The sequence below is a fragment of the Sphingobium fluviale genome (assembly GCF_004122115.1).
Classification (GTDB): Bacteria; Pseudomonadota; Alphaproteobacteria; order Sphingomonadales; family Sphingomonadaceae; genus Sphingobium; species Sphingobium fluviale.
In genome coordinates, this window is the sequence record NZ_SBKP01000006.1 from 37322 (window position 1) to 57633 (window position 20312).

The following is a 20312-nucleotide window of genomic DNA, read 5'->3' on the forward strand; positions in this document are numbered from 1 at the left end:
TATGGCACATTTAATCATTCTCGACACCGCCACTGGCGCCGTTCATCAGTTTGGCGAATTTCCGCTCTCTGAGATGCGGTATCAAGACCTTGCGGGCAAGATTTGGTTTGAGTTTCCAGCATCCGGTATAACGCGCGAAATCGTAAACGGATCGACTGTGCTCAGCCTCGATCTCACTCTGCTGCGCCCGGCCCTTTACGCCCGGATCGACGCCGAAGCAGAGGCCTTCTGCAAGGATTTTGTCACGCCGGGCGAAACCCAGATGGTGCGCTATCAACGCAAGGAAGCACAGGCGCGGGCCTATCTGGCGGACAGCAACGCCAGCGTGCCGATGCTGGAGGCGGAAGCCGCCGCGACAGGTGTTATCGTCGCCACCCTCGCCGCGACGGTGGTTGCGATTGCCGACGCATGGGGCGGTATCATGGACGTGGTGGAGGGTGCGCGCATTGGCGCCAAAAAGGCGGTGCTTGATGCCGCCACCGCGCCGGAGGCTGTGCTGGCCGCGCAGGTGGACTGGCAGGCGCTGGTGCCATGATAGCCCGCTTTCGTCTCTGGCTGATCTCGATGATGGTCGCGCTCGATCAATGCGCTCACACTTTTTTCGCCGGGCCGAAATATGTGATTTTTGGCGGGCGTCGGCCAAACACTGACGAGACGATCAGTAGCCGCGTAGGCCGCGCCGCGCTGGCGGGCAAGAGATGGGGGTTAATGTGTGAGGCTGCCATCGACGCGCTGTTTCGCCTGCTGGGCGACGGGCCGGGCCATTGCCGCCGCAATATCGAATGGGATGAAGTTTAGATGAAGACTGGTGCCGAGATCGACTATTTGGGGCCGCAGGGCGGGCTGATGGCTTTGGCCTTCGCGGCAGGGTGCGTCGCCTGTTTCAGCTTCTGCGCGATCGTGGGACGCTTCGTCTGGGCCGCGATCGGCAAGGTAAAGGACGACGAGATCACCCGGATCAAGGCTGAGGCTGAGGCGGACAGGGACAGGTGCGCAGCGATGGAAATCCGCCTTGTCCAGCGCATCCAGCAGCTTGAGGGCATCATCCTCACAATAGCCCCCGGCAACATGCGCCAGCAGGTGCAGGCGGCCATATCGGAAATACGGGTCGAGGACCGGGATCACCCGCAATAGCTCGACGCTCCAGGCAAGGTTTCACAGGCGCTTCGGGCGCCTTTTTTATTGCACGAAAGGATTGTGTATGCCGAAATTTGTCACTCCCCGCGCCGTCGTGTTTGGCGCGGTCGGCGACGACCCTACTTTTGTCGACGCCAGCAACCCCTTGCCTATAGTCGACACCAATTCGGCGGAATCGCTGACGGCGCTGGAAAACATTGAAGCGCTGATGGGGACGCCGGCTACCAGCCTGCCGCCGTTCGAGCTTGGTAAGGTGGGCCGCTATTCCCGCAAGATCATCGACATCAGCAGCTCAGCCGAAGTCGCGCAGATTGCGGCGGTGGCAGGCCAGACCATCCGGGTCCACTATTTCCGCCTCATAACGCCCGTCGCCGCAAATGAATTGGCGGTGTGGAACGGCCCGGTCAGCGACGCTGCACAGCTTGACCTGCTCAACTTCTCAGGCGCGGGAGCGGGCTTCCGTGAGTTCAACGAGGCCGATCCCTTGTGGATCACAGGCAGCAACAAGGGGCTAGTCTTCAAACCCACAGGCTCGGCGCGCATCACCGGCCTGCTGCTTTACACGCAGAGCGCATAACCATGAGCGGGAACATTTTCTATCCGCTCGGCGCGGGCGGCGCCTCCCAGCCCGGTAACCCCAACCACAGCTATGAGCTGGATGATCTTGTGGCAGACGCCATTGCCGTCACCAGCGGCGGCGGCGCGCATGTGCTGGGAAGCTACGTCTCATTGGGCGACATTGATACGGCTTGTTCCGGCCTCATACTTCATGTGGGCGGTGTCGGCACGGCCACAATGCGGTGCCAGTGGAGCCTACGCAAGAACGGCTCCACCATCATCCTTCCCGACCTGCACATCAACCCCGGCACGAATAGCTGGAACCGCATCCCCTTGCCGCTGGCCCTTGCTGCTGGCGATACGGTGGAGGTGGCATTGCGCTGTCAGGCCGCCAGCCAGGCCATGCGCGCCGCAATGGTGCCCTTCGATGCCAACGCGCAGGCCGCGCCCGGCTTTGCCGCCTGCACAGGGGTCAACGTAAGCTCTGGCGGCACTTACCCCCATGCCAGCCCGGTCGGCAACGCAGGAACCTGGGTAGAGATCACGTCCTCCTCCGGCCTGCCTGCTGACATTGGGGCGTTCATCGTCTCCGCCTGCAACGACTCCGTTCCCGCCACAGCACAGCGCAGCCGCCTCGCGATCGGCATTGGAGCGCCGGGCAGTGAGGTCGAGATATATCCAGACATGCTCAACGTGATAACCTTATCGCCTTATCTGGCATCAGCCATATCGCCTGTCGTTCGTAAAGCTCTCCCTGCGGGCACCCGCGTTCACGCCAAGATCACCGCGCCAGCGCCAAACTCCGACACGGCGCGTGTCGGCCTGTGGACCTTCGCATGATGCCGCCTGATGACCAGTGGCTCGCCGAAACAACCGCCCTTCTCGAAGACTCCATCACCAAACTCTCTGCATGGGAGCACTCTATGACATTACTTCTCGCGCAACTGAAAATGTTGACGACGGGATCGCCTGGCGGCGTGGTGCTGCCTGCCACCCTTCAAAACCTCACCCTCTCCTCAAGCAGTGTGCCGGAGAACACCGCGCCTGGCGCGGCGATCGGCCTGCTGTCTGGCCGCACGCCGGGGTCAACTATCACCCTCATCGACGACGCGGGCAATCGCTTCGCCTTGAACGGAGCGGCCAACGGCATTGTGACCGGCCTGACCGCGCTCAACTTCGAGGCGGGGGTATCGCACAGCATCATCGTCGAGGAGACGCTTGCGACGGCAGTGGTGCCAACGCGCCAATCCACGATCGCCATCACGGTCACGAACGTGCTGGATACCATATTGTCGCCGCTCTCGCTCAGCGCCACCACAATCAGCGAAGCGGCAGCGCCGGGCGCTGTCATCGGCGCGCTGGGAGGCACCACAGCGGGCGCCAGCCCGTCGCTTGTGGATGGACACGGCGGACGGGTGGCGCTCATCGGCACAGACCTGGTTGTCGGCGCGACCGACATCGACGCGCTGGCGACGCCCACACTCACCGTCATCGTCCGGCAAACACACCCCGATGCCGCACTGCCCCTCGACACGACATTCGTGATTGATGTCGAGCGCGTGAACGCATCGCTCACCGTTACCGGCACGCTCGATCCGGCGCAGTTCAACGTCGCCTATTCCGACAGCCTCACCGTTTCGGGCGGCACAGTGCCGTACTCGGTCTCCGGCCTGCCGCCATACGGCATCTCTGCCACCATCATTGGCGGCACCATTTCATTCACAGGGACTCCCCGCTGATGGCACGCTATTCCTATCATTTCCGTTCCACCGCTGGCTCATGGGGCGAAGTAACCCCGCACACCTATGTGCTAGTCTCGGATGTGTACCCCACCACCCGCAACGGGATGACGTTTGGCAAGATCGGCACGATCAGCAGTTCGTCCGCCTACACGGCGCCGAACCATTCACGTCTTTCTGGAAGCATTGCCGCAACAGCGGGCGGCGCGGCGTGGCGCATTGATCTGCTCGACGGGCCGGGTACATATCGCATGTATCTTGCCGTGGGCCGCCTGGTCGGCTCGTCCACAACCGGCCTCAAGATATTGAAGAACAGCGACGGCACGGATCTTATCCCCCCAATCGGTAACGCGAGCATCGCGGCAAACCAGGTCAAGGACGCGACCGGCGCGGCCATGAGCGCCGCGGCGTGGCTGCAATCCAATGTCAGTGCCACCGGGACCGCGCAGGCGGGCGGCGTGGACACCATCACGCTGGCGTCTGGCGCTAGCGCGGTCGATGACTATTGCGTGGGCAGGACGGTCCTGCTCACCTCCGGCACCGGATCGGGCCAGTACAAGGAAATCATCGACTACAACGGCACAACCAAAGTCGCGACCGTGCGGGGGAACTGGACGACGCCCCCTGACGCCACGACCGGCTATAGCATCTGCGACGGCGGCGGTGCCTATGTCGAGTTCACCACAACCGAGACTGCGATCAAGTTTCAAGCCGCAGCGTCGCGCATGGACCTAGCCGCCATCGAACTGGAATATATTGTCACCCCCCTGGTCGATGCGGTCATCTCCGAGGAGTATGGCGCGGGCACGCTTTCGACAATCTATGCCAAAGAGCCAGCGGGCAAGAAGATCGGCAAGATCAGTTCGACAGTGGGAGCACAGAATTTCTCGGTTATCGGCGCGGCGGCTACCTATCTGACCGTTGCGATGATTGACGGTGCGCCGTGGCTGGTGGCGACCAGTACGCCGATGCCGGACAATTTCGCGTCCCTCTGCCCCAGCATCACAATCCGGCAGACTACGACGGCCGAGACGCGAGATACCGTTATCACCACGCCAACCGTCGTGGCCGCGCCCACCAAGCCGACGACAGGACGCCTCGCGCTGCTCACCACGCGGACATGGCTCCGTCGCGAACGGATTCGCGCCGTGACGCGCGGACAGTCATGGGCAGGGTATCAGGGGCAAACCATCGACCCGGCGCGTGATTTCACCGCCAACTCCCCGGCGCAGTTTAAGAGCGTCTATCAGGCGATTACGCCCGATGGCACGAGTTGGTATCGCATTCGCTTGCAAAACGGGACATGGACGGGGATTTATGATGTCTCTGGATACAAGGACTTCGGAACTGGAGGCCTGCTGGTTGAGCCAGATGTCGGCCATGACCCCATCGTTGCCGCGCAGTGGGATAATCTCGTGGGCCGAGGCATCCACTGGCGCAACTCGATACTCGTGCCGCTGGGCAACTATTGCTTCAACGGCACGCTTGCCTTCACCGCGTCCAGCTATGCGCGCATTCTGATCGAGGGGAACCGCATCGGCCATATGTTCGTGCCGGGTGAGGTGCAGTCGAACTTCGCGAACTGGAACACCTTCGCGCTGTATCGCTTCTATGAAGAAATCACGATCCGCAACAACATGATCTGGGGCCTGAACTTCGTTGGCTTGCTCAGCGGTGGTCGCATCACCGCCATCAGGGACAATGATTTCATTATGTGGCCGATTGCTGACTTGCTGCGCACATCGAGAGGTGTTCCGCTACAGGTGCCGCGCGGGGTGTTCGCCGACGATGAAACATGGATTGATACGAGCGGCAACCGGCTCATCAATAATCCTGACACCTTCGCGGGCAGGCTGGCCGAAAACATCAACCATGGCGACAAAGTGCAGATTGGACGCGCAGGCGACGGATACCTTTATCCATATTCTGCCTATCCGAATGGCAATACCAGTTCTTCTTGGACCATCAGCCCGCAGACACGCTGCCTCAATAAAGAAGAGAAGAAGATATATAAAGTTGTGGCGCGCGCTGCTGTGCCAGGGTATGCAGCCGGCGTCGCTGTTGGAGGGCAGGGCAACCCCGGCCCTTCGGGTGGCGCGGCTGCCGGCGACATAGTTGATGGCGGCGTAACCTGGCGCTACGAGATAGACTATTACCACGAGGGGCCTATCAATCTTCTTATGGAAGACGAGTTTGGCAATGACGATGGGCTAACATACTCGACAGACGCATCAATTGCCAATGTCATAGCGCCCAGCCATCAGCTCATTATCGCAAGCAGTGCAGGGATGCTCTGTCCGATCGAGGCTGTCGTCATCAACTGCATATACGCAAATGGTGCTGGGCGCGGGCTTGACGCTGGGTATGATGGCATTGCACACGTCGAGTTGACTTCACTGGTCGGCCCGGCTGAACGTCCGATAACGCAGGGCGTGGCGGTCACACTGTCCAATCCATACATTGATGCGGGAACGGTTCGCGCCTTCAACAACGTGATCGGCCACAGCACACAGGTCGCGATTCCTGGTGGGGCCAATCTGCAAGGCGGTGGTGACACCAATCCGGGCAAGGGCGGTATCGCGCATCAGGGCAACATCGTTGTCGACTTCACCAACACGACAGCGAATGGCCGCCGACCGACCGATCTGCTGACCGGCCCCTTCACGCAGCGGTCGGACGGCTCTTACGGCTTCGCACTGGTCGAAGACGGCGCATACCCGATCGACGTTGTGATTTCTGATCTCGCCAAGATCATGCACCCGCTTTCGGGCGATGCCGGTGGGCGTGCGACTGAATACCACACCGTCACAATACAGGACAGCGCGGGCGGCAGCATCACCCGCGCCCTGACGATCACGCCGTAATGGGGGCGGCGCGGCGGCGGCGGGTACGCAATACCTGCCCCGTCGCGCCGAAGCCTAAGATCAGCAATGCCCAGGTGGCGGGCTCGGGGACAGCGGGTTGGGCAATATAATCCACTGTCATCGTCGCATTCAGTGCTCCGATCGACTGAAACGTTCCGATCGAGGCTAAGGAGCCTGGGGCAAAGTCGAAGTTGAAATAGCTGATCCGTTCACTCAGTGGGGCCTTGTATTTGAACAGTCTTAAGGTGAGCGTGTCGGCCTGAGCGGTGGTGGAGCCGTAAATGCTGCTGATGCGGAAGCGTGGATCTATGGTGCTGCCGGCTACCCAATGGCCGAGATTGAACGGGTAAAAAAGGCCTTTAATTCCGTATAGGCCGCCGTAACCGATTTGCAGATATAAAGAAGAAAGAGGGGTCTGAGCAGGATCACTTTGCAGGTGGATGATGGTCGTCCCCCTGCCGCTTGCCCAGGCCTGCCCGGCCACTGTTGAACACACGAATGCGGCCATCGCCGCCAAGCATCTGACGAATCGCATAATCTTCTCCTCCATTGCCCGCGCGCAGCATCGCGTCGGGGCGGCGGAGAGTCGAGTCCTCAAATCCGTCCCTCTTCGGGACTAAATATCCAAAATGGAGGTAATATGACAACCTGGACAGACATCCAGCGCCGCGTTGGCGTGCAAGCTGATGGCGTGCCGGGCCCGGTCACGCTGGAGGCTATCGCGAAGGCGCTTGGCATGAACGCAGCGGCGCCCTCAACCGAAATACCGGACGATTACTGGCCTATGCTCTCGAAGATAGAGAGTGGCGATCGGCCCTACATCAAGGCGGGCAGTTCATCCGCCTCCGGCCTGTTCCAGTTCATCCGCACGACATGGATCGCCGAGGGCGGCAAATGGGGTAACGATCCGGCCAAGGCGTTTGGCGGGCTGATGCCGTCGCGCGAGGAGCAGATCGCCCGCGCCAAGACGTTCACCGCCAAGAACGTCGCGGTGCTGCGCGCCAAGGGCATCCCCATCAACAAGGCCTCGCTGTATGCCGCGCACTTCTTTGGCGCCGGCATGGCGGCGCAAGTGATCGGTGCCGATGTGAACGCGCGGGCAGACCTGATCGCGGGTGACGCGGCGACGCGCGCCAACCCCTCGATCCTTCAAGGCAAGACGGTGGGGCAGTTTCTCACCTGGCTGCATGGCAAGACCGGGGCTTGGGCGAAATGACCGACCCGCTGGACATCATGCCTGCGCCCGCCGCTCAGGAGGCCGCTGATCCCGCCACCGCGCCGCGCGCCACGCCGACGCACATTCCGAGCTGGGCGGTGCTCAGCGTGGCCCTGCTCGCCATATTCGCGTGGATTGCGGTGTGCGGGTGGATATTGAGCCACACGCCGACCGAGGCCGAGCGCGCCAGCATCCAGAAACAGGCCGAGGCGATCAGCATGATGGCGTTTGGCTTTTTCCTCGGCTCCAGCGTGGGCAGCCGCAACAGGAGTGCTGGGTGATGAAAACCGCAGGCATTGCAATCGACAAGTGGAAGTTGGCAATCTTCAAGCGGCATCTCGACGCTGCCGGATATTCTTACACCGAACATCCGGGCCTTACCGCTGACAGCCTGATCCTCAAAGTGAAGGCCGAGTTCGTTGCGCCTTTGCAGAAGGTCGTCGAGGCCGCTCAGATGGAGTGCAAATTGTCATGATCGAACGACTGAAAGGAAACGACGATGCAGTATAAACGCTGCAAATGCGGCAAGGCGGAGCGGTGGGACACGGGTGAGGCTGTTCGCCCCTGCGAAGGATGCACTGAGTGCCAGACCACTTACGCGGGCAGCTCCGCCGATCACAAGCCGCTGGAGCCTCACGACTGGAAGCCCCAGTTTAATCGTGACACCGGCCAAGAGGATGGCGCTGTCTGCACGCGATGCCACAAGCGTAAGCGGGGCGACTGATGCCCGCCATCCTCCTGCGCTTCCTGCCCCATATCGGCATCGTGTGCGCGGTGCTGTTTGGCGTGTGGTGGATCTACGATTCGGGGCGGGATGCCGAGCGGACAGAGGCGAATGCGCGCAACGCCACGCTGCGCGCAGACATGCAGGCCGACGCCCGCGCATCTGAACAGCGGCTTCTCGCACAACTCTCGGCCATCGCGGCCGATGTCGCCACGCAAGGCGAGCAGATCCAGCGCCTGCGCGCCTCCAGCAACACGATCATTCAACGGGAGATCATTCATGACCCGCGCCTTGCCGATCCTGACCTTGGCATTTCTCAGCGCATGTTCGACGCCATCAACGCGACCCGAACGGGCGGCTCCTGTGTCCGCCGAACTGGAGGCGGCATTGTCTGCACCGTGCGCCAGCCTGCCCCCGCTGGCGGACCGATCGAGGGCGGAGATAGCGACGAAGGACAATGACCTCGCCGCGCTCTACTGGATCTGCGCCCAGCGCCATGCCGGCGTGGTGAACGCCTATCAGGCCGCGCGCGAGGCAATAATCCGCTGGAATGAGGGGAAAGACTGATGCCCGCAACCGCATCCCGCATCGGCTTCATCACGCAGGAGTATCGCACCGTCACCGCCGGGCCGGACTCCACCGTCGACACGAAGTACGGCAATCTCGCGCGCAACACGGACGAGCCGCTGCCCACCTTCTTCGACTCGATTGCCGACGCGCAGGCTATTTGTACCGCGCGTCACACGCTGTTGAAGGCCGACCGGCGCCGCTTTACCCAGCAGATCAGCGGGGAGAGCTTCGCGCTTGGGCTGGCCTATCAGCAGACGACGCCCACCGTCACCGTGATCGACACAGAGAGATCCGCCAACCTGCCCGCCGCCGTTGTCGAGATTGCCGTCGACTTCGAGAGCGAGACTTCAACCGTGACCACATGGGGATGATATGCCGCAGCTACCTTTTGTCGTAATCCCGACGCCTCTCGGCACCATCACGACCGGAAACGAGACGGCGACGAAGCCCGCCTCGCACCTCAACGAGTTCATCGATATCGGCATGACGTGGAAGTCGAGCGGGAACACGAACCTTTGGGTTAGGGGGGATTTTGGAGTGGGCGGTAAGAAGGTCGATTTCGTTTCCCTGCTGGGTGCCAACGCGCAGGCGGGAACCACCATCCGATTCCGCTTTGCCGATACGCAGGCCGCAGTTGACGGGACAGCGGACTATGACAGCGGTGTGCAGCCCTTCATCTCCCCGTCGATCACCAGCGACGATGGCCTTTACCATTCCCACTGGTCTTTGCCTTTCGTGCATTTGAAGCGGTGGTGGCGCATAGACATAGGTTCCCACACTGGAGACTTCGAAGCGGCCAATTTGATCCTCGGCCAGAAGGTGACGCCGAGCCGTTATTACTCAGCGGGTTTCGAGAGGGGGGTACTCGATCAGGGCGACCTGTTATTCGGACGATGGGGGGTTGCCGAGAGCACAGACGGCCTCATCATGCGCTCGCTGCGCTTCGAGCTGGGCTGGCTGACCGAGGCCGAGGAAATGACGATGTTCGAGCCGCTGGTGCGCAAGCTGGGCAAGCGCAAGCCCGCGCTTTGGTGTTTCGACCCGGAGGCCACGGCATACAGGCAGGCCAAGACCTATTTCGGCACCATCAAGGATGACATCGCTTCGGTGGGAGGCCGCTTCAAGCCGGGCACCTATAGCCGCGAGTTCACTATCCTGTCGCTTATCTGAGATCCGGCCCTTGGGGAGTCGGTAGGGCGCTGGGCTGGGGTTACGGCTGGCCCAGCGCCCGCATTCCCGCGAAAGGGGGTGGACCAGTTTCGCACGATAGGGGGTGGGCTAGTCCATCTACCAGCGTCCCAGCATGTTCATAACGCCGGGACAAATTCCATTCCTGTTCGCCAATAGCGCACCACGGCGTGCCGCGCGACCCGTCATCATTTAGATAGCCCAAGGGTTCTTTTACGCACTCGACAAGGATCAGATCGCCCACGTCGTTGATCTCGATGATCTTCTGGAGGTCGGTTCCATCCCGCGTCACGATGTCGCCGACTTTGAACGGAACTGCCATCACTCCACCCTCAATACGAGAAGTTGATCCAATATCGCTCGTCCGCCTCCAGCAAGTCGATGAGATGCGACCATCGGTCGGGATTGTCATCCGGCCATGGTGCCGCGCGCCAAGCTGCGAAATCATACGGCCGGTAGCGGGCGTCAATCTCATTGATCCATTCCTGGATATTCGGAAGTCCGCAGATAAGGCCGCAAGCCTCGCGATCGCCAGCGAATTTCCCGTCGTCCCAATCGGGGTGATATGAGCCTTCTGGCGTCATCAGCATGATGTTCAGGCCCATCACTCCACCCTCACCTTCAAATTCCACCCCAGCCGCTTCGCCAGCGCGCGCGGCCCATAGCCCCAGCGCATGAAGTCCATCGCCTCGATGACGCGGGCCTGCTCGTCTCCCTGCGCCAGCACCTTGACGCTGTAATAGTCCTGCTCGCTCTCCTCGATCGTGCGGCCGATGACGACCACGATCCAGGCGCCGCCGCGCGTCTCCCACACCTCGTAATCGGTCCACCGGGGCGCGCTCTTGCTCTTGGCGGAATAATCCCCCAGCAATCGGCCCTCAAAAGTCAGATCCGGGCCTTGGTGCGCCTCTATCTCCTGTAGTTCGTATTCCACTGTTATTCTCCCGAAAGGGGGGATACCCCCAGCCGCACGCCAAGATCGAGCGCAGCAAGGACGCTGACGACCGTGTGAATCGTCGGGTTGCCATCCTTGCCGAACGCCTGATAGAGCGCCTGCCTGTTCAAGCCTGTTGCCTGCGCGATTTTCGTTGCGTCCTTGATCTTGATGCAATGCAGGATGGCGAGCCGGATATAGGGCAGTTCGCCCGTGCCGAATGCGTCTTGCAGCAGTTCAACAAGATCCTCGTCGGTCTTGATATACTTCGTTGCATCGAAGGGGTATGTTTTGACAGTGCCCATAATTCACTCCTTACGCCACCTTGCGCGTTGCCCAGCCGTTGCGCTTGTACTTGCGCCAGGCGTTCGACCGCTCGCGCCGGTATAGTCCCATAGGATCCTTGACGACAACGCCCTCCCCGTCCCGTGCCCATATCTCGGCGGCCATTTGCTCTACGTCGGCCTGGGTGGCGCACCAGACATCGGGAATAATCGCCACAGGAGGCCCGTCAGGCTCTTTGCCATACGTCCCAGCCCTCCAGGTCCACCCGTCATCGTCATCGCTCTGCATTCTCACGAGACGGGTCAGCATGGCCTTGCGCTCATAGAGGGGACGGTCGCAATCGTTCGACTGCCATTCCTCGGCGTGCAACGTGTCGAACAGGTGCAGGGTGCCACCCTCCGGCGCGCGCAGCCCCTGCCCTATGTGCCGCAGCGTGGCCAGATAGCCGCCCGGCGCGATGAACTCACCATCAAAGAACAGTGGCCGCCCATAGGCGCGCTCGATCCCGGCGAGGCGGTGCAGAATATGCCCTACCCCGCCGATCTCGATCCCCTCGCGTGTGCGCAGGGTATAGCCTAAATAATAGGCACGGACGCCATCCATCTTTTGCTCACACATCGCCCCGCCATCGGGCAGGCCGCCGCGCCAATCTCCGGCGAGTTGAACTAGCTCCTTCGGTCGGGCCAAAAGGGATGGGTGCTTCTTCACGTCTGGTTGCCATGATTTGGGTGGAAGCCATACCTGACTTCGGCTTCCAATCTAGCGGACACAGCGTCGGATTTTTTGCGGTAGTAGCCTAATCCTATAGTCCGTCCATCCACGACAATTCCAGCGACCCAGCGGTTGTCACGTTCATTGAAGCAAACTCCTGTTTGCCCACTTTTGTTAGTCCTTCTCAACCTCCCATTTCGCATGTTTTCTTTATGGGTAACGCTGCGCAGGTTACTCAAGCGGTTGTTTTGTGGATTGTGGTCAATGTGATCTATCCAGATTGGATCTTCACCATACGCCATTTTCCACGCAACCCTGTGAGCATGGACGAATTGGCGATTTATGCATCCGCGCAGATACCCGTATTCAGAAATTGCTGTGAACGCTTCGTTACCCGCATTCTTAGTATTCCAAGCCCGGCAATGACGTACTGCCCCTTGTTTGCAATGACTGAACATTTCAATCGAACGTTCGAGCCAATACAGCTTGCCAGTTTCCGGCTCATACCGGAGCAGCTTGAGCAATGTCTCTTGATCAGGCAAAGGGTTTGCAGCCATCGAATCCTCCTTACAGGTTCGGTTGGTTAGGACGGGCCGAGCGCTCCAACGCTCAGCTCGTCCGCTCATACTACGAAACAGGGTATGTGTCATTATCCATCCCCGCGCGACACTCCCCGCCCGGCCCTAAACCGGGAAAGGGGGTGTTTCGCCTTTATTCCTCGTTCTGCCACGGCGTTTCGCGGCTCATGTTGTCGAGTGACAGCGAGGGAAATTTCTCGCCCTCCTCTTCTTCCTCGTCCGGGTCTTCTATCCATACCCATGCGGCAACCCAAGTCCCGCCCTCGCCCGCGCTGGTGGCTGGCTCGTCATCAATTTCGATATCGTCGGTGCCGTATCGATCGTTAGCCGCATCACGCATTCCGGGATCCGCTAAGCCATCGCGCGCATTTGTGATTATGCCGATCGCCACTGCACAAGCGGCGGGGTCGCGGCTCATGAGTGCATCCTGCACCTTGCCGAGGTTGGCAGTATTGATGAAAGCCATGGCTCAGGCCTCCTCATACTGTGGAAAATCGCTGTCGGATAAGCTCCAGCTATGATCGCATTCCGTGCAATCCAGCGTGTCCTCGACCTCAGAGATTTCCCAGCTTTGCGTCATGGCCTGCCAGCGCAAATCCGCCTTCGCATAGATGCCGTTAGTTGTGCCGCAGTTCGGGCATTTCGGTTCGTCGGCCATAGTTCCGTCCTCCAATCTTCCATTCAATCGCCTGCCATCATCAGCGAGCGCGCGGCGAGTGCGCCCGGACGTGCCCCCTTATTTCCACCAAAAGGGGGGGGGGCACGTTTCGGCTATTGTCTCAATTCGGCCAGCAATTCGTCATCGGTCATCGCCGCTATGTCATCGGGCATAGGGCCATCTATGGCGCTTGTTAGGGCCATGATATTGGCATGATGGGCGGCGGTTGCTGCCTTGGCGCGCCGCTTCAAAGGGCCGGACGCAATGCCAGCAACAAGGCGGGCGCTTTCCAGTCTGGCCAGCTCCGATTCGCGAAAGGCGATTGCATCCGCGCGGGATAGTGTGGCGGGATCAATGCGCGTCATGGCTCAATACTCCGTTACAGTTAGGCCATGCGCCGCGCTCAATTCGGCGGCATAGGCGCGCGCTTGTTCCAGCGTGTCGCGGTCAGCGATGCACATTGCGCCCGCCAGCCCATTGGGATCGGCTGGCCATTCTGGCGTAAAGTGGAAATAGACGGACCAAAAGTCCGCGCCCACGCCATCGCTAACCCACTCGGTTGCGTCTCCGTCATCCGTGCAACCGGCTATCTCTATCGCGTCCACTTGTGAGGCAAGGCGCGTTATCTCCGCGCTTTCCTCGGTCCATTCATATGTTGCCATAGCCTGCCCTTTCCATTCAATTCGGCACTAGCGCCACCATAGAGCCGGACGGGCGAACGCGCCCGGCGCTATAAGGCGTTAGATCAACGCGCGATAAGGGAAACGGCGACCGAAAGAGCGGCTAGGCCAATGCCTGCCAAAGCCGCCGCCGCTGTCCATATGGTAGCGGTTAGGTCCGCCTTCATAGCGGCAAGGGATTGGCTCAGCTCCTCTTTGGTCACATGCGTTTCTATAGCGCCTTGCAGCTCTTGCGCCAAGGCCTCGCTTTGCTTGGCAGGCAAGCCCGCCGCCTTAAGCCGGTTCATCGCTGCTATGGGGTTGTATGCGGTCATATCAGAAACGCTCCTATAATGATCGCCGCAAGGGCAAGCGCCGCGCCAGTGTCATGGCGTAGGCAGTGGAGGGCTAGGGATAGGGGGCGGCTCATTGTGCCAGCTCCACGCGCCAAAAGCCGCGCCGCTTATGAGCAATGAATGCACTATAGTCTTTGCCCTTCATCGCTTCATGCACGCGCCTTATTGCAGCAATGTCGCGCCCGAAACTAACGTCTTGCCAATGGCGTTGCGGGAATAGGCCATAAAGCCATATGTGCTGGATAGCTTGCGCTGGCGTCTCATAGATTGCGCCCTTTGGGGCTTTGACGTTGACGTGCATCATTCTTCCCCCTGCCAGTATGTCGCCCACATATAGCCTAGCACGTCACGGGACGGCATAGACGGGCGAGCGGCTTCCATATTGTCAAGCTCTTGGCGGAATTGGCTGGCGTCATCGTCTTGCACAAATACAGACCACGGCGCGCCGTCTTCATTGCCATGATTGATTAGCTCATAAGCCAGGCCATTACCTGAGCTGATAAGCTCATATGGCCCGGCCTTCATGATTGTGATTGATTGCATGTTGCGTCTCTTTCCATTCCATAACCGCTTGGCCGGTTAGTCTGTTTAATGTGCCAGCTTCACAACCTGGCTAGGGGCTTGCCGTCCATCCCGTTTGTCCGCCTAATCCTTCACAAGTCCCTGCGCCTTGCTTTTCCATCCGGCCTGTTATGGCGACAACCTCGAACCGGACATGCCACTATAAATATAAGCGCAATCGTTAAATGCAAGTAAATAATGCAAGGATATATGCAAATAATTGCGGGTCCTACTTCGGCGGTTCTAAAGTAGTAAGCGCATAGGGAGCCCGTTTTTCATCTCTGATGTAGTTTTATTACTTCGCGATTGTTTGGGCTTCGACCTCAGGCACAAAAAATGCCGCACAGAGGCGGCGTAATTCGGCTTCCAAGTTTCTGCTCAATAGGTGGGGCCTATCGCTCCGTCCCCTGTGCAAGATTGATGTTCACATTGGCTGGTGGCCTCTCAAGATCCCCGGCCAGTCGGCTTACCAGCAGATCGAACACTGTCTGGCGATCGGCTAATATGTTCGCTGACTGCCACGCGAGCAACTTGCCGTCCTTGTGCGCCTTCACTGTAGCGAAGGAGCGCTCGCCCACCTGCCACGTCTTGTATGTGCCGGTGAAGCCGTGAGCGCGGGCAAGGTTGCGGAGGGCAGAATCGTCGATCATGGGGAGAGGTTATCATCAGCCAAGCTTATCCTCACTCCCCTATCTGGGCTAGGCGCCTATATTCACCGGACTCGATGTCGTTGGCGTTCAACCGACATGTAACTGCGCTACTGGTAGCACCTGCCCATTCCGCTAATTTGCCTTCTTTCCGCGACTCTGCCGCTGTCGCAAGTAAGCGGATCTCTTTCGATCGTAGCCAATTCACCAATTCCTCCTTCTCCTTATCCCGAATGGATTGCCCGATCGCGTCAAGCACCGCCTTGGATACCAGGGGTAAATCGACAGAACCCCCTGTTGTCATCATGAGGCGGGTCAGATCTTCTTCGCCTTTCTCAAACTCGTAGAGATATCCCTGGCTGCGGATTTCGCCTTGGATCGCGCGGGATATTAGTTCGATCAGCGCTTCCTGAGACACCTTCATCACGCACCATAACCTTTCTGTTCAAGCCAGCACAGGGCAGCGATACAGGCTGCTAGGGTGATGACCGTACTCATTTCTGCTCCATTCCGATCACACGCTCGGCAAAGCACGCCGTCAGGATCAGGAGTAGTCCGACCGGCGCATTAAGCCATCCTGCACCGTGAAGCGCAATCCAAAGCATGAGCAGGCCGACCGTGCAAGATACGGCGCTACAAAGGTTGCGAAGAGCCAGTGTGGCGAGATAGCGCCCGCGAGACTTTGCTGCGCGCCAATCCCCAAGCAGGACTTTCAATTCCGCCCCATCTGTCATTTCTGCTCCTCCTGCAATATTGCGCGCACGGCAGTATATCCTGTTTTCTCGCTCCATATTTCGTGACACTCTCTCACTGCTTCATTAGGCTCAGCGATGGTGCCGCAAATCATGCACTCTTTATGAGTATACGGCTTACGGGCCATATCTGACCATCTTACAGGCGAGCCATCATCAGGTATCCGCCACTCCCAACCACCGCCAACATAACGCCAGTCGTGGCCATCAATGACCATTCTGATATCGATCCTGTCGGCAAGGCTCGCTATAGTGGCTGGGTCGGTCATGGGCATATATCGTCTCCATCGCTCCCGCCGTCTGCCGCACAGCACAGAAGGATCAAAAATAGCGCGCCTGATCTGGCCAAAAGCCTGTAATTGCGCACGAATGAAATCCTGCCGCTGCTTCTCAAACCACGCCATCACCCCACCTCATTTTGTGTAAGGAGTGCGCGGCGGCGGGCGTGCCATCCAGCGGAGTATTCTAAGCGAACGCTTGTTGTTCCTGCATCGCGCAGTAACTCCTCCAACCCAGCCACGCGGTCGCGTAGTTGGGCTATGGTGGCTTCGGCGGATTGCGCTCGTGCCCGCTCCTTATTGAGCGCATTATTGCAACGCCTGTAGTGCATCTGGCCAAGCTCCACCTCCTCCCGCAGCGCATCAAGCTCGGCGGATTGGGTGGCTGACGCATGCATCTGCAATATTCTATTAGCCTCGTCGCAGATGGGAGACATTACAGCAAAACCCTCTTTGTCGAACCACCCCCCATGATTGCTCGCCAATAGGCACACATGCGAGATAAAATTGTAGACGTCTTCCGGTAAAGCCGTCGCTGCGGCATCACTTACTTCCATGATCGTTCCTTTCTGTGAGGCGGCGGGCCTCCTGCTGTTGTGCCCATTCAAGAGCGCCCTCATAATCGCCGTCGATGTCATGGCTATCGTCGTCCCATTCAGACGCTAGGACGAATGTCAGGCAATCAATGATCGCGATGAGCTTGCGCCTGCTGAGACGCTTCCCGCTCACCCCTCGCCTCCTTGGAGTGTTGCGAGAGCGCGTAAGCTCGCTGCGGTAAGGGCTAGAGCGGGGGCAGCTGCATTACCTCCTTCGCAATCAAACTGTGGTTCTTCGCCAACTTCACGGTCGATGACAGCCCACGTAACAGGGCCAGCGATCTCAGCATGCCATTCCCGATCCTGTGCGGATCTGAAGTCGCTCGGGCAATAGTTTAGGCCAGCCAGCCACCACCCTTCCGGCACAAGCGTCAGGGCAGCGTCTATAGATTTCGTATAAGGCTCACAGCTCCAGAAGCTATGCGGACCGATCGCGAACGTGCCCGCATCGATTGCAGCGCATGGCCGGAATGCCCCCTCCGGCACAACGCCAACGGCTATAGCAATCTCCGCATCTGTCTCCCGGCACGGCCCCGATAGCGCCTCAACGCGCCGCGCCAACTCCTCCAGCCTGTCGCTCAAGGTTGCTGTGGGGGCGGTCATGCGGCTCTCCATAAAATGGGTTTCTGGTCTTTTGGGATGCGATGCTTGCCGCGAGCCATAGGGTGGGTAGGCGCACCGCTTTTTGTGGTTCCCCAGCACCAGAGATCGGGGTAAGGCGCCTCGCCGCTCTGAATTTCCTCAACGACATGCTCGATCCAGTCTTGATCCCAAGCGATGTTGCCCCAGCAGACAAATACCTGATCTGCGCGCTTGGCAGCGGCAACCAATTCGGACAGGTTAGCGTAGACGATCTCATCGCGCGCCGCCCAATCTGGTCCATTGTTTTGCCAGTCAGCCCAGCGGCGACATTCCGATGGGTCGGATGACACTTTGGACCAAAGGTTCATCGCGTCGTAACCACCGAAGCCGAACAGGCGGAACCACGCATTCCACCAGAGCGACGTTGGGTCGTCCCGTTCATGTCCCGCGTTGGATGGGTTGCAGCCTATCACAAGCGCATGTGGACCCGGCCCCCAATTACGGGTAAGGCGGCGGCGGATGCCTGGCTCAGGGAAATATGCTGACCTTTGCAGAACAGCTTCCCCGAACAGATTCACCTCGTCGGTCATTCCTAAAGGGGCTTTCCTTGCTGTCATGTTAGTGCCTTTCTGGGGGTGGGTTAGAACGGCCTGCATATTTCGCAGTCAATCTCAGCGAAACCATGCGGACAAGGCTGCGGCTTGCTAGAGTGCTCGCCGCAAAAATCGGTTTTCTTAATAACCGGCCATACCGTCATCGTCGGGCAGTGCAGCCCGCCCGTAACGACTGGCGCACGCAGTTTGCACGCGAACATAATGTCGCTGAACTCCGCTGTCCCCCGGTCTGGATTGAGGTAAGGCTGCTCTGAGCGCCAACGACATGTTTCACAGGTGCCCATATCACCCCACCTCCTGCGTATCGGGGCGGGATGCTCCGGGGGTGGGGGAGAGGGTTTTCCAGTTGACACGCGACTCGCAGCTTTCGACAGGGCGAGTTTTCCACACGACAGGACGTTTTTTTGCAGAAAAACGTGCCTTCGAATTAATTTGACATTAACCCTCAGCCTCCACAAAAGTGCCGCATATCTGCGCGGAAGCGGGCTGTGCGGAGCGTTTTTGGGGATGGGTCCGTCTTGTTTGCAAACGACGATCTGAGTGGTGCGCAAGGTGGCGTGGCGGCAGCGGCGCTGACCTTGCCCGCGACTGGCGCGATACGCAGCTTTGGCCGCGCAGTCCCAGCCCCTGCCCGCCCGCAACACTGGCGCGAAAGCCTGAAATACTGGGCCGAGGAGGTCGATCTCGTCCCCGATCTGGGGCGCGATGTCGGCAGCCTGACCTGGTGGCGCGGCCTTGCCACCTGCGCGGCGCTGTGTTTTGTCACCATCAAGCTCGCGCCCGATCTCGCGCCGCTGCCCGGCCTTGCCGAAGCGCCGATGACCGCCGCGCGCTATGACGAAATCCGCTCTCAGATGATTACCCCGCTGGCCTATGGCAGCAACAGCGGACGGCACATGGGGCCGACCGAGCTTGTTTCGCCGCTCGCCAGCACACCTGAACGCCCGATGATCCAGCTCTTCTCCTCCGTGGGGGAGAGCGGCGGCCTGTCCCGCGCGCTTGCGCGTGCAGGCGTTTCCAGCGCGGATGGCCGCGAGGTGATGCGCACGCTGGGCGGGGAGATCAGCCCCGGCAGCATCGACCCCGGCACGCGGCTGGACATTACCTTGGGCCGCCGCCCCCACCCCAAGGCCGCGCGCCCGCTCGATGCGCTGTCGTTCCGGGCGCGGCTGGACCTCGCGGTGGACCTGAAGCGCGAGAATGGCGCGCTCACTTTGCATCGCACGCCGATTGCGGTGGATGACACGCCGCTGCGCATCCGGGGCGTAGTGTCAGACAGTCTCTATCAGGCGGCGCGCGCGGCGGGGGCCACCCCGGCGACGGCGCAGGCCTATCTGCGCGTGATCGCACAGCAGATTTCGCTGGAGCGGATCGGCGCGGGCGACCGCTTCGACATCATCATCGCGCATCGCCGCGCGGCAGACGGCATGGCCGAGCCGGGCGCGCTGCTCTATGGCGGGCTGACGACCGCGAGCGGCAAAAAGCTCGACATGCTGAAATGGACGCATGAGGGCCGCGAGCAGTGGTTCGAGGCGTCCGGCGTCGGCAAAAAGCGCGATGGCCTGGCCAAGCCGGTGGAAGCGCGGCGGATCTCGTCCGGTTTTGGCATGCGCTTTCACCCGATCCTCGGCTATTCGCGCATGCATCAGGGCGTCGATTTCGCGGCGCCGACCGGCACCCCCATTTATGCGGTGACGGATGGCGTCGTCAGCTATGCGGGGCGGCATGGCGGGCACGGCAATTTCGTGAAGCTTGCCCACAGCGGCGGCATCGGCACCGGCTATGCGCATATGCACAGCATCGCCGTCTATGCGGGGCAGCGGGTGCGGCGCGGGCAGGTGATCGGCACCGTCGGCTCCACCGGCATCTCCACCGGCCCGCATCTGCATTATGAAGTCTATAAAAACGGCCAGACGGTGAACCCGCTGTCGGTGAAATTCCAGCAGCAGTCGCTGCTCGCCGGGCGAGAGCTGAAGGCGTTTCGCGCGCGGCTGGACACCCTCAAATCGCAGGCGCGCGGGTCTGGCGTGGCGGTGGTGCCCGCCGATACCGTGAAGGCCGCAGAAGACCGCAAGGTAGCTTCGCGCTAAGCCGCTTGCCGCGCG

36 protein-coding genes are annotated in these 20312 nt (G+C 60.2%); 15 read left to right on the forward strand and 21 right to left on the reverse strand.

Annotated features, from left to right (window positions below; genetic code table 11):
* Nucleotide 1: 1 nt before the first annotated feature.
* From EQG66_RS07745 to EQG66_RS07775, 7 genes are all read left to right on the forward strand, one after another.
* Nucleotides 2-535, forward strand: a complete 534-nt coding sequence (locus tag EQG66_RS07745; RefSeq protein WP_129404026.1) for a hypothetical protein — start codon at nucleotides 2-4, stop codon at nucleotides 533-535.
* Nucleotides 532-798 (forward strand): hypothetical protein, encoded by a 267-nt coding sequence (locus EQG66_RS07750; protein WP_129404027.1) that lies wholly within the window; start codon nucleotides 532-534, stop codon nucleotides 796-798. The genes EQG66_RS07745 and EQG66_RS07750 overlap by 4 nt, the downstream gene beginning before the upstream one ends.
* Nucleotides 799-1134, forward strand: coding sequence for a hypothetical protein (locus EQG66_RS07755; RefSeq protein WP_129404028.1), 336 nt, complete (start codon nucleotides 799-801; stop codon nucleotides 1132-1134). It abuts the gene before it with no gap.
* A gap of 67 nt (nucleotides 1135-1201) precedes the next feature.
* Entirely contained in the window at nucleotides 1202-1714 is a 513-nt protein-coding gene (locus EQG66_RS07760) for a hypothetical protein (RefSeq protein ID WP_129404029.1), read from the forward strand.
* A 2-nt stretch (nucleotides 1715-1716) separates the two neighbouring features.
* A complete protein-coding gene (locus EQG66_RS07765) occupies nucleotides 1717-2535 on the forward strand; it encodes a hypothetical protein (RefSeq protein WP_129404030.1) in 819 nt (272 codons plus the stop codon).
* Between the two features lie 83 nt (nucleotides 2536-2618).
* Nucleotides 2619-3434: a cadherin repeat domain-containing protein gene (locus tag EQG66_RS07770; protein ID WP_129404031.1), complete on the forward strand. Its 816-nt coding sequence runs from the start codon at nucleotides 2619-2621 to the stop codon at nucleotides 3432-3434.
* A complete protein-coding gene (locus EQG66_RS07775) occupies nucleotides 3434-6298 on the forward strand; it encodes a hypothetical protein (RefSeq protein ID WP_129404032.1) in 2865 nt (954 codons plus the stop codon). The genes EQG66_RS07770 and EQG66_RS07775 overlap by 1 nt, the downstream gene beginning before the upstream one ends.
* Here the strand turns inward: EQG66_RS07775 and EQG66_RS07780 are convergent.
* Nucleotides 6288-6848 carry a PEPxxWA-CTERM sorting domain-containing protein gene (locus tag EQG66_RS07780; RefSeq protein WP_129404033.1) on the reverse strand — a complete coding sequence of 187 codons (561 nt, stop codon included), beginning with the start codon at nucleotides 6846-6848 and terminating at the stop codon, nucleotides 6288-6290. The two genes, EQG66_RS07775 and EQG66_RS07780, sit on opposite strands and share 11 nt — an antisense overlap.
* A 90-nt stretch (nucleotides 6849-6938) precedes the next feature.
* Here EQG66_RS07780 and EQG66_RS07785 point away from each other — a divergent pair, with 90 nt between their 5' ends.
* The 7 genes from EQG66_RS07785 (at nucleotide 6939) to EQG66_RS07815 (ending at nucleotide 9978) form a co-directional block, all read left to right on the forward strand.
* Complete coding sequence (locus EQG66_RS07785) at nucleotides 6939-7514, forward strand: lysozyme family protein (protein ID WP_129404034.1); 576 nt, start codon at nucleotides 6939-6941, stop codon at nucleotides 7512-7514.
* Nucleotides 7511-7795, forward strand: a complete 285-nt coding sequence (locus EQG66_RS07790; protein WP_129404035.1) for a hypothetical protein — start codon at nucleotides 7511-7513, stop codon at nucleotides 7793-7795. The genes EQG66_RS07785 and EQG66_RS07790 overlap by 4 nt, the downstream gene beginning before the upstream one ends.
* Complete coding sequence (locus EQG66_RS07795) at nucleotides 7795-7989, forward strand: hypothetical protein (protein ID WP_129404036.1); 195 nt, start codon at nucleotides 7795-7797, stop codon at nucleotides 7987-7989. Before EQG66_RS07790 ends, EQG66_RS07795 begins: the two co-directional genes overlap by 1 nt.
* A 24-nt stretch (nucleotides 7990-8013) precedes the next feature.
* Nucleotides 8014-8238, forward strand: a complete 225-nt coding sequence (locus EQG66_RS07800; protein ID WP_129404037.1) for a hypothetical protein — start codon at nucleotides 8014-8016, stop codon at nucleotides 8236-8238.
* Nucleotides 8238-8699 carry a hypothetical protein gene (locus EQG66_RS07805; RefSeq protein ID WP_129404038.1) on the forward strand — a complete coding sequence of 154 codons (462 nt, stop codon included), beginning with the start codon at nucleotides 8238-8240 and terminating at the stop codon, nucleotides 8697-8699. The genes EQG66_RS07800 and EQG66_RS07805 overlap by 1 nt, the downstream gene beginning before the upstream one ends.
* Nucleotides 8700-8804: 105 nt before the next feature.
* The gene (locus EQG66_RS07810; protein ID WP_129404039.1) at nucleotides 8805-9179 is read left to right on the forward strand and encodes a hypothetical protein; all 375 of its coding nucleotides are present in this window, start codon (nucleotides 8805-8807) and stop codon (nucleotides 9177-9179) included.
* A 1-nt stretch (nucleotide 9180) separates the two neighbouring features.
* A complete protein-coding gene (locus EQG66_RS07815; protein ID WP_129404040.1) occupies nucleotides 9181-9978 on the forward strand; it encodes a hypothetical protein in 798 nt (265 codons plus the stop codon).
* 40 nt (nucleotides 9979-10018) lie between these two features.
* On the opposite strand, the gene EQG66_RS07820 is transcribed toward EQG66_RS07815, so the two are convergent.
* The 20 genes from EQG66_RS07820 to EQG66_RS07915 form a co-directional block, all read right to left on the reverse strand.
* Nucleotides 10019-10318 (reverse strand): hypothetical protein, encoded by a 300-nt coding sequence (locus EQG66_RS07820; protein ID WP_129404041.1) that lies wholly within the window; start codon nucleotides 10316-10318, stop codon nucleotides 10019-10021.
* A gap of 10 nt (nucleotides 10319-10328) precedes the next feature.
* The gene (locus EQG66_RS07825; RefSeq protein WP_129404042.1) at nucleotides 10329-10601 is read right to left on the reverse strand and encodes a hypothetical protein; all 273 of its coding nucleotides are present in this window, start codon (nucleotides 10599-10601) and stop codon (nucleotides 10329-10331) included.
* Complete coding sequence (locus EQG66_RS07830) at nucleotides 10601-10930, reverse strand: hypothetical protein (RefSeq protein WP_129404043.1); 330 nt, start codon at nucleotides 10928-10930, stop codon at nucleotides 10601-10603. The genes EQG66_RS07825 and EQG66_RS07830 overlap by 1 nt, the downstream gene beginning before the upstream one ends.
* Nucleotides 10931-10932: 2 nt before the next feature.
* A complete protein-coding gene (locus tag EQG66_RS07835; protein WP_129404044.1) occupies nucleotides 10933-11235 on the reverse strand; it encodes an addiction module antidote protein in 303 nt (100 codons plus the stop codon).
* A gap of 10 nt (nucleotides 11236-11245) precedes the next feature.
* Complete coding sequence (locus tag EQG66_RS07840) at nucleotides 11246-11923, reverse strand: ATP-dependent DNA ligase (RefSeq protein ID WP_129404045.1); 678 nt, start codon at nucleotides 11921-11923, stop codon at nucleotides 11246-11248.
* Nucleotides 11920-12483, reverse strand: coding sequence for an HNH endonuclease signature motif containing protein (locus EQG66_RS07845; RefSeq protein WP_164975630.1), 564 nt, complete (start codon nucleotides 12481-12483; stop codon nucleotides 11920-11922). The genes EQG66_RS07840 and EQG66_RS07845 overlap by 4 nt, the downstream gene beginning before the upstream one ends.
* A 154-nt stretch (nucleotides 12484-12637) precedes the next feature.
* A complete protein-coding gene (locus tag EQG66_RS07850; RefSeq protein ID WP_129404047.1) occupies nucleotides 12638-12970 on the reverse strand; it encodes a hypothetical protein in 333 nt (110 codons plus the stop codon).
* Nucleotides 12971-12973: 3 nt separating this feature from the next.
* A complete protein-coding gene (locus EQG66_RS07855) occupies nucleotides 12974-13162 on the reverse strand; it encodes a hypothetical protein (RefSeq protein WP_129404048.1) in 189 nt (62 codons plus the stop codon).
* Nucleotides 13163-13275: 113 nt separating this feature from the next.
* Complete coding sequence (locus tag EQG66_RS07860) at nucleotides 13276-13527, reverse strand: hypothetical protein (RefSeq protein WP_129404049.1); 252 nt, start codon at nucleotides 13525-13527, stop codon at nucleotides 13276-13278.
* A gap of 3 nt (nucleotides 13528-13530) precedes the next feature.
* Complete coding sequence (locus EQG66_RS07865; protein ID WP_129404050.1) at nucleotides 13531-13824, reverse strand: hypothetical protein; 294 nt, start codon at nucleotides 13822-13824, stop codon at nucleotides 13531-13533.
* Between the two features lie 83 nt (nucleotides 13825-13907).
* Entirely contained in the window at nucleotides 13908-14156 is a 249-nt protein-coding gene (locus EQG66_RS07870; RefSeq protein ID WP_129404051.1) for a hypothetical protein, read from the reverse strand.
* A 91-nt stretch (nucleotides 14157-14247) separates the two neighbouring features.
* The gene (locus EQG66_RS07875; RefSeq protein ID WP_129404052.1) at nucleotides 14248-14481 is read right to left on the reverse strand and encodes a hypothetical protein; all 234 of its coding nucleotides are present in this window, start codon (nucleotides 14479-14481) and stop codon (nucleotides 14248-14250) included.
* Nucleotides 14478-14720: a hypothetical protein gene (locus EQG66_RS07880; RefSeq protein ID WP_129404053.1), complete on the reverse strand. Its 243-nt coding sequence runs from the start codon at nucleotides 14718-14720 to the stop codon at nucleotides 14478-14480. Before EQG66_RS07880 ends, EQG66_RS07875 begins: the two co-directional genes overlap by 4 nt.
* A 410-nt stretch (nucleotides 14721-15130) precedes the next feature.
* Nucleotides 15131-15388 carry a hypothetical protein gene (locus EQG66_RS07885; protein WP_129404054.1) on the reverse strand — a complete coding sequence of 86 codons (258 nt, stop codon included), beginning with the start codon at nucleotides 15386-15388 and terminating at the stop codon, nucleotides 15131-15133.
* Between the two features lie 31 nt (nucleotides 15389-15419).
* A complete protein-coding gene (locus EQG66_RS07890) occupies nucleotides 15420-15812 on the reverse strand; it encodes a hypothetical protein (protein ID WP_129404055.1) in 393 nt (130 codons plus the stop codon).
* A gap of 67 nt (nucleotides 15813-15879) precedes the next feature.
* Nucleotides 15880-16119, reverse strand: a complete 240-nt coding sequence (locus EQG66_RS07895; protein WP_129404056.1) for a hypothetical protein — start codon at nucleotides 16117-16119, stop codon at nucleotides 15880-15882.
* Nucleotides 16116-16541: a hypothetical protein gene (locus EQG66_RS07900; protein ID WP_129404057.1), complete on the reverse strand. Its 426-nt coding sequence runs from the start codon at nucleotides 16539-16541 to the stop codon at nucleotides 16116-16118. Before EQG66_RS07900 ends, EQG66_RS07895 begins: the two co-directional genes overlap by 4 nt.
* The gene (locus tag EQG66_RS07905) at nucleotides 16541-16972 is read right to left on the reverse strand and encodes a hypothetical protein (RefSeq protein ID WP_129404058.1); all 432 of its coding nucleotides are present in this window, start codon (nucleotides 16970-16972) and stop codon (nucleotides 16541-16543) included. The genes EQG66_RS07900 and EQG66_RS07905 overlap by 1 nt, the downstream gene beginning before the upstream one ends.
* Complete coding sequence (locus tag EQG66_RS07910) at nucleotides 16959-17144, reverse strand: hypothetical protein (RefSeq protein WP_129404059.1); 186 nt, start codon at nucleotides 17142-17144, stop codon at nucleotides 16959-16961. The genes EQG66_RS07905 and EQG66_RS07910 overlap by 14 nt, the downstream gene beginning before the upstream one ends.
* A 466-nt stretch (nucleotides 17145-17610) precedes the next feature.
* A complete protein-coding gene (locus EQG66_RS07915) occupies nucleotides 17611-18183 on the reverse strand; it encodes a DUF1643 domain-containing protein (RefSeq protein ID WP_129404060.1) in 573 nt (190 codons plus the stop codon).
* Between the two features lie 542 nt (nucleotides 18184-18725).
* Between EQG66_RS07915 and EQG66_RS07920 the strand changes: the two genes are divergently transcribed.
* A complete protein-coding gene (locus EQG66_RS07920) occupies nucleotides 18726-20297 on the forward strand; it encodes a M23 family metallopeptidase (RefSeq protein ID WP_245987942.1) in 1572 nt (523 codons plus the stop codon).
* The last annotated feature ends 15 nt before the right edge of the window (nucleotides 20298-20312 follow it).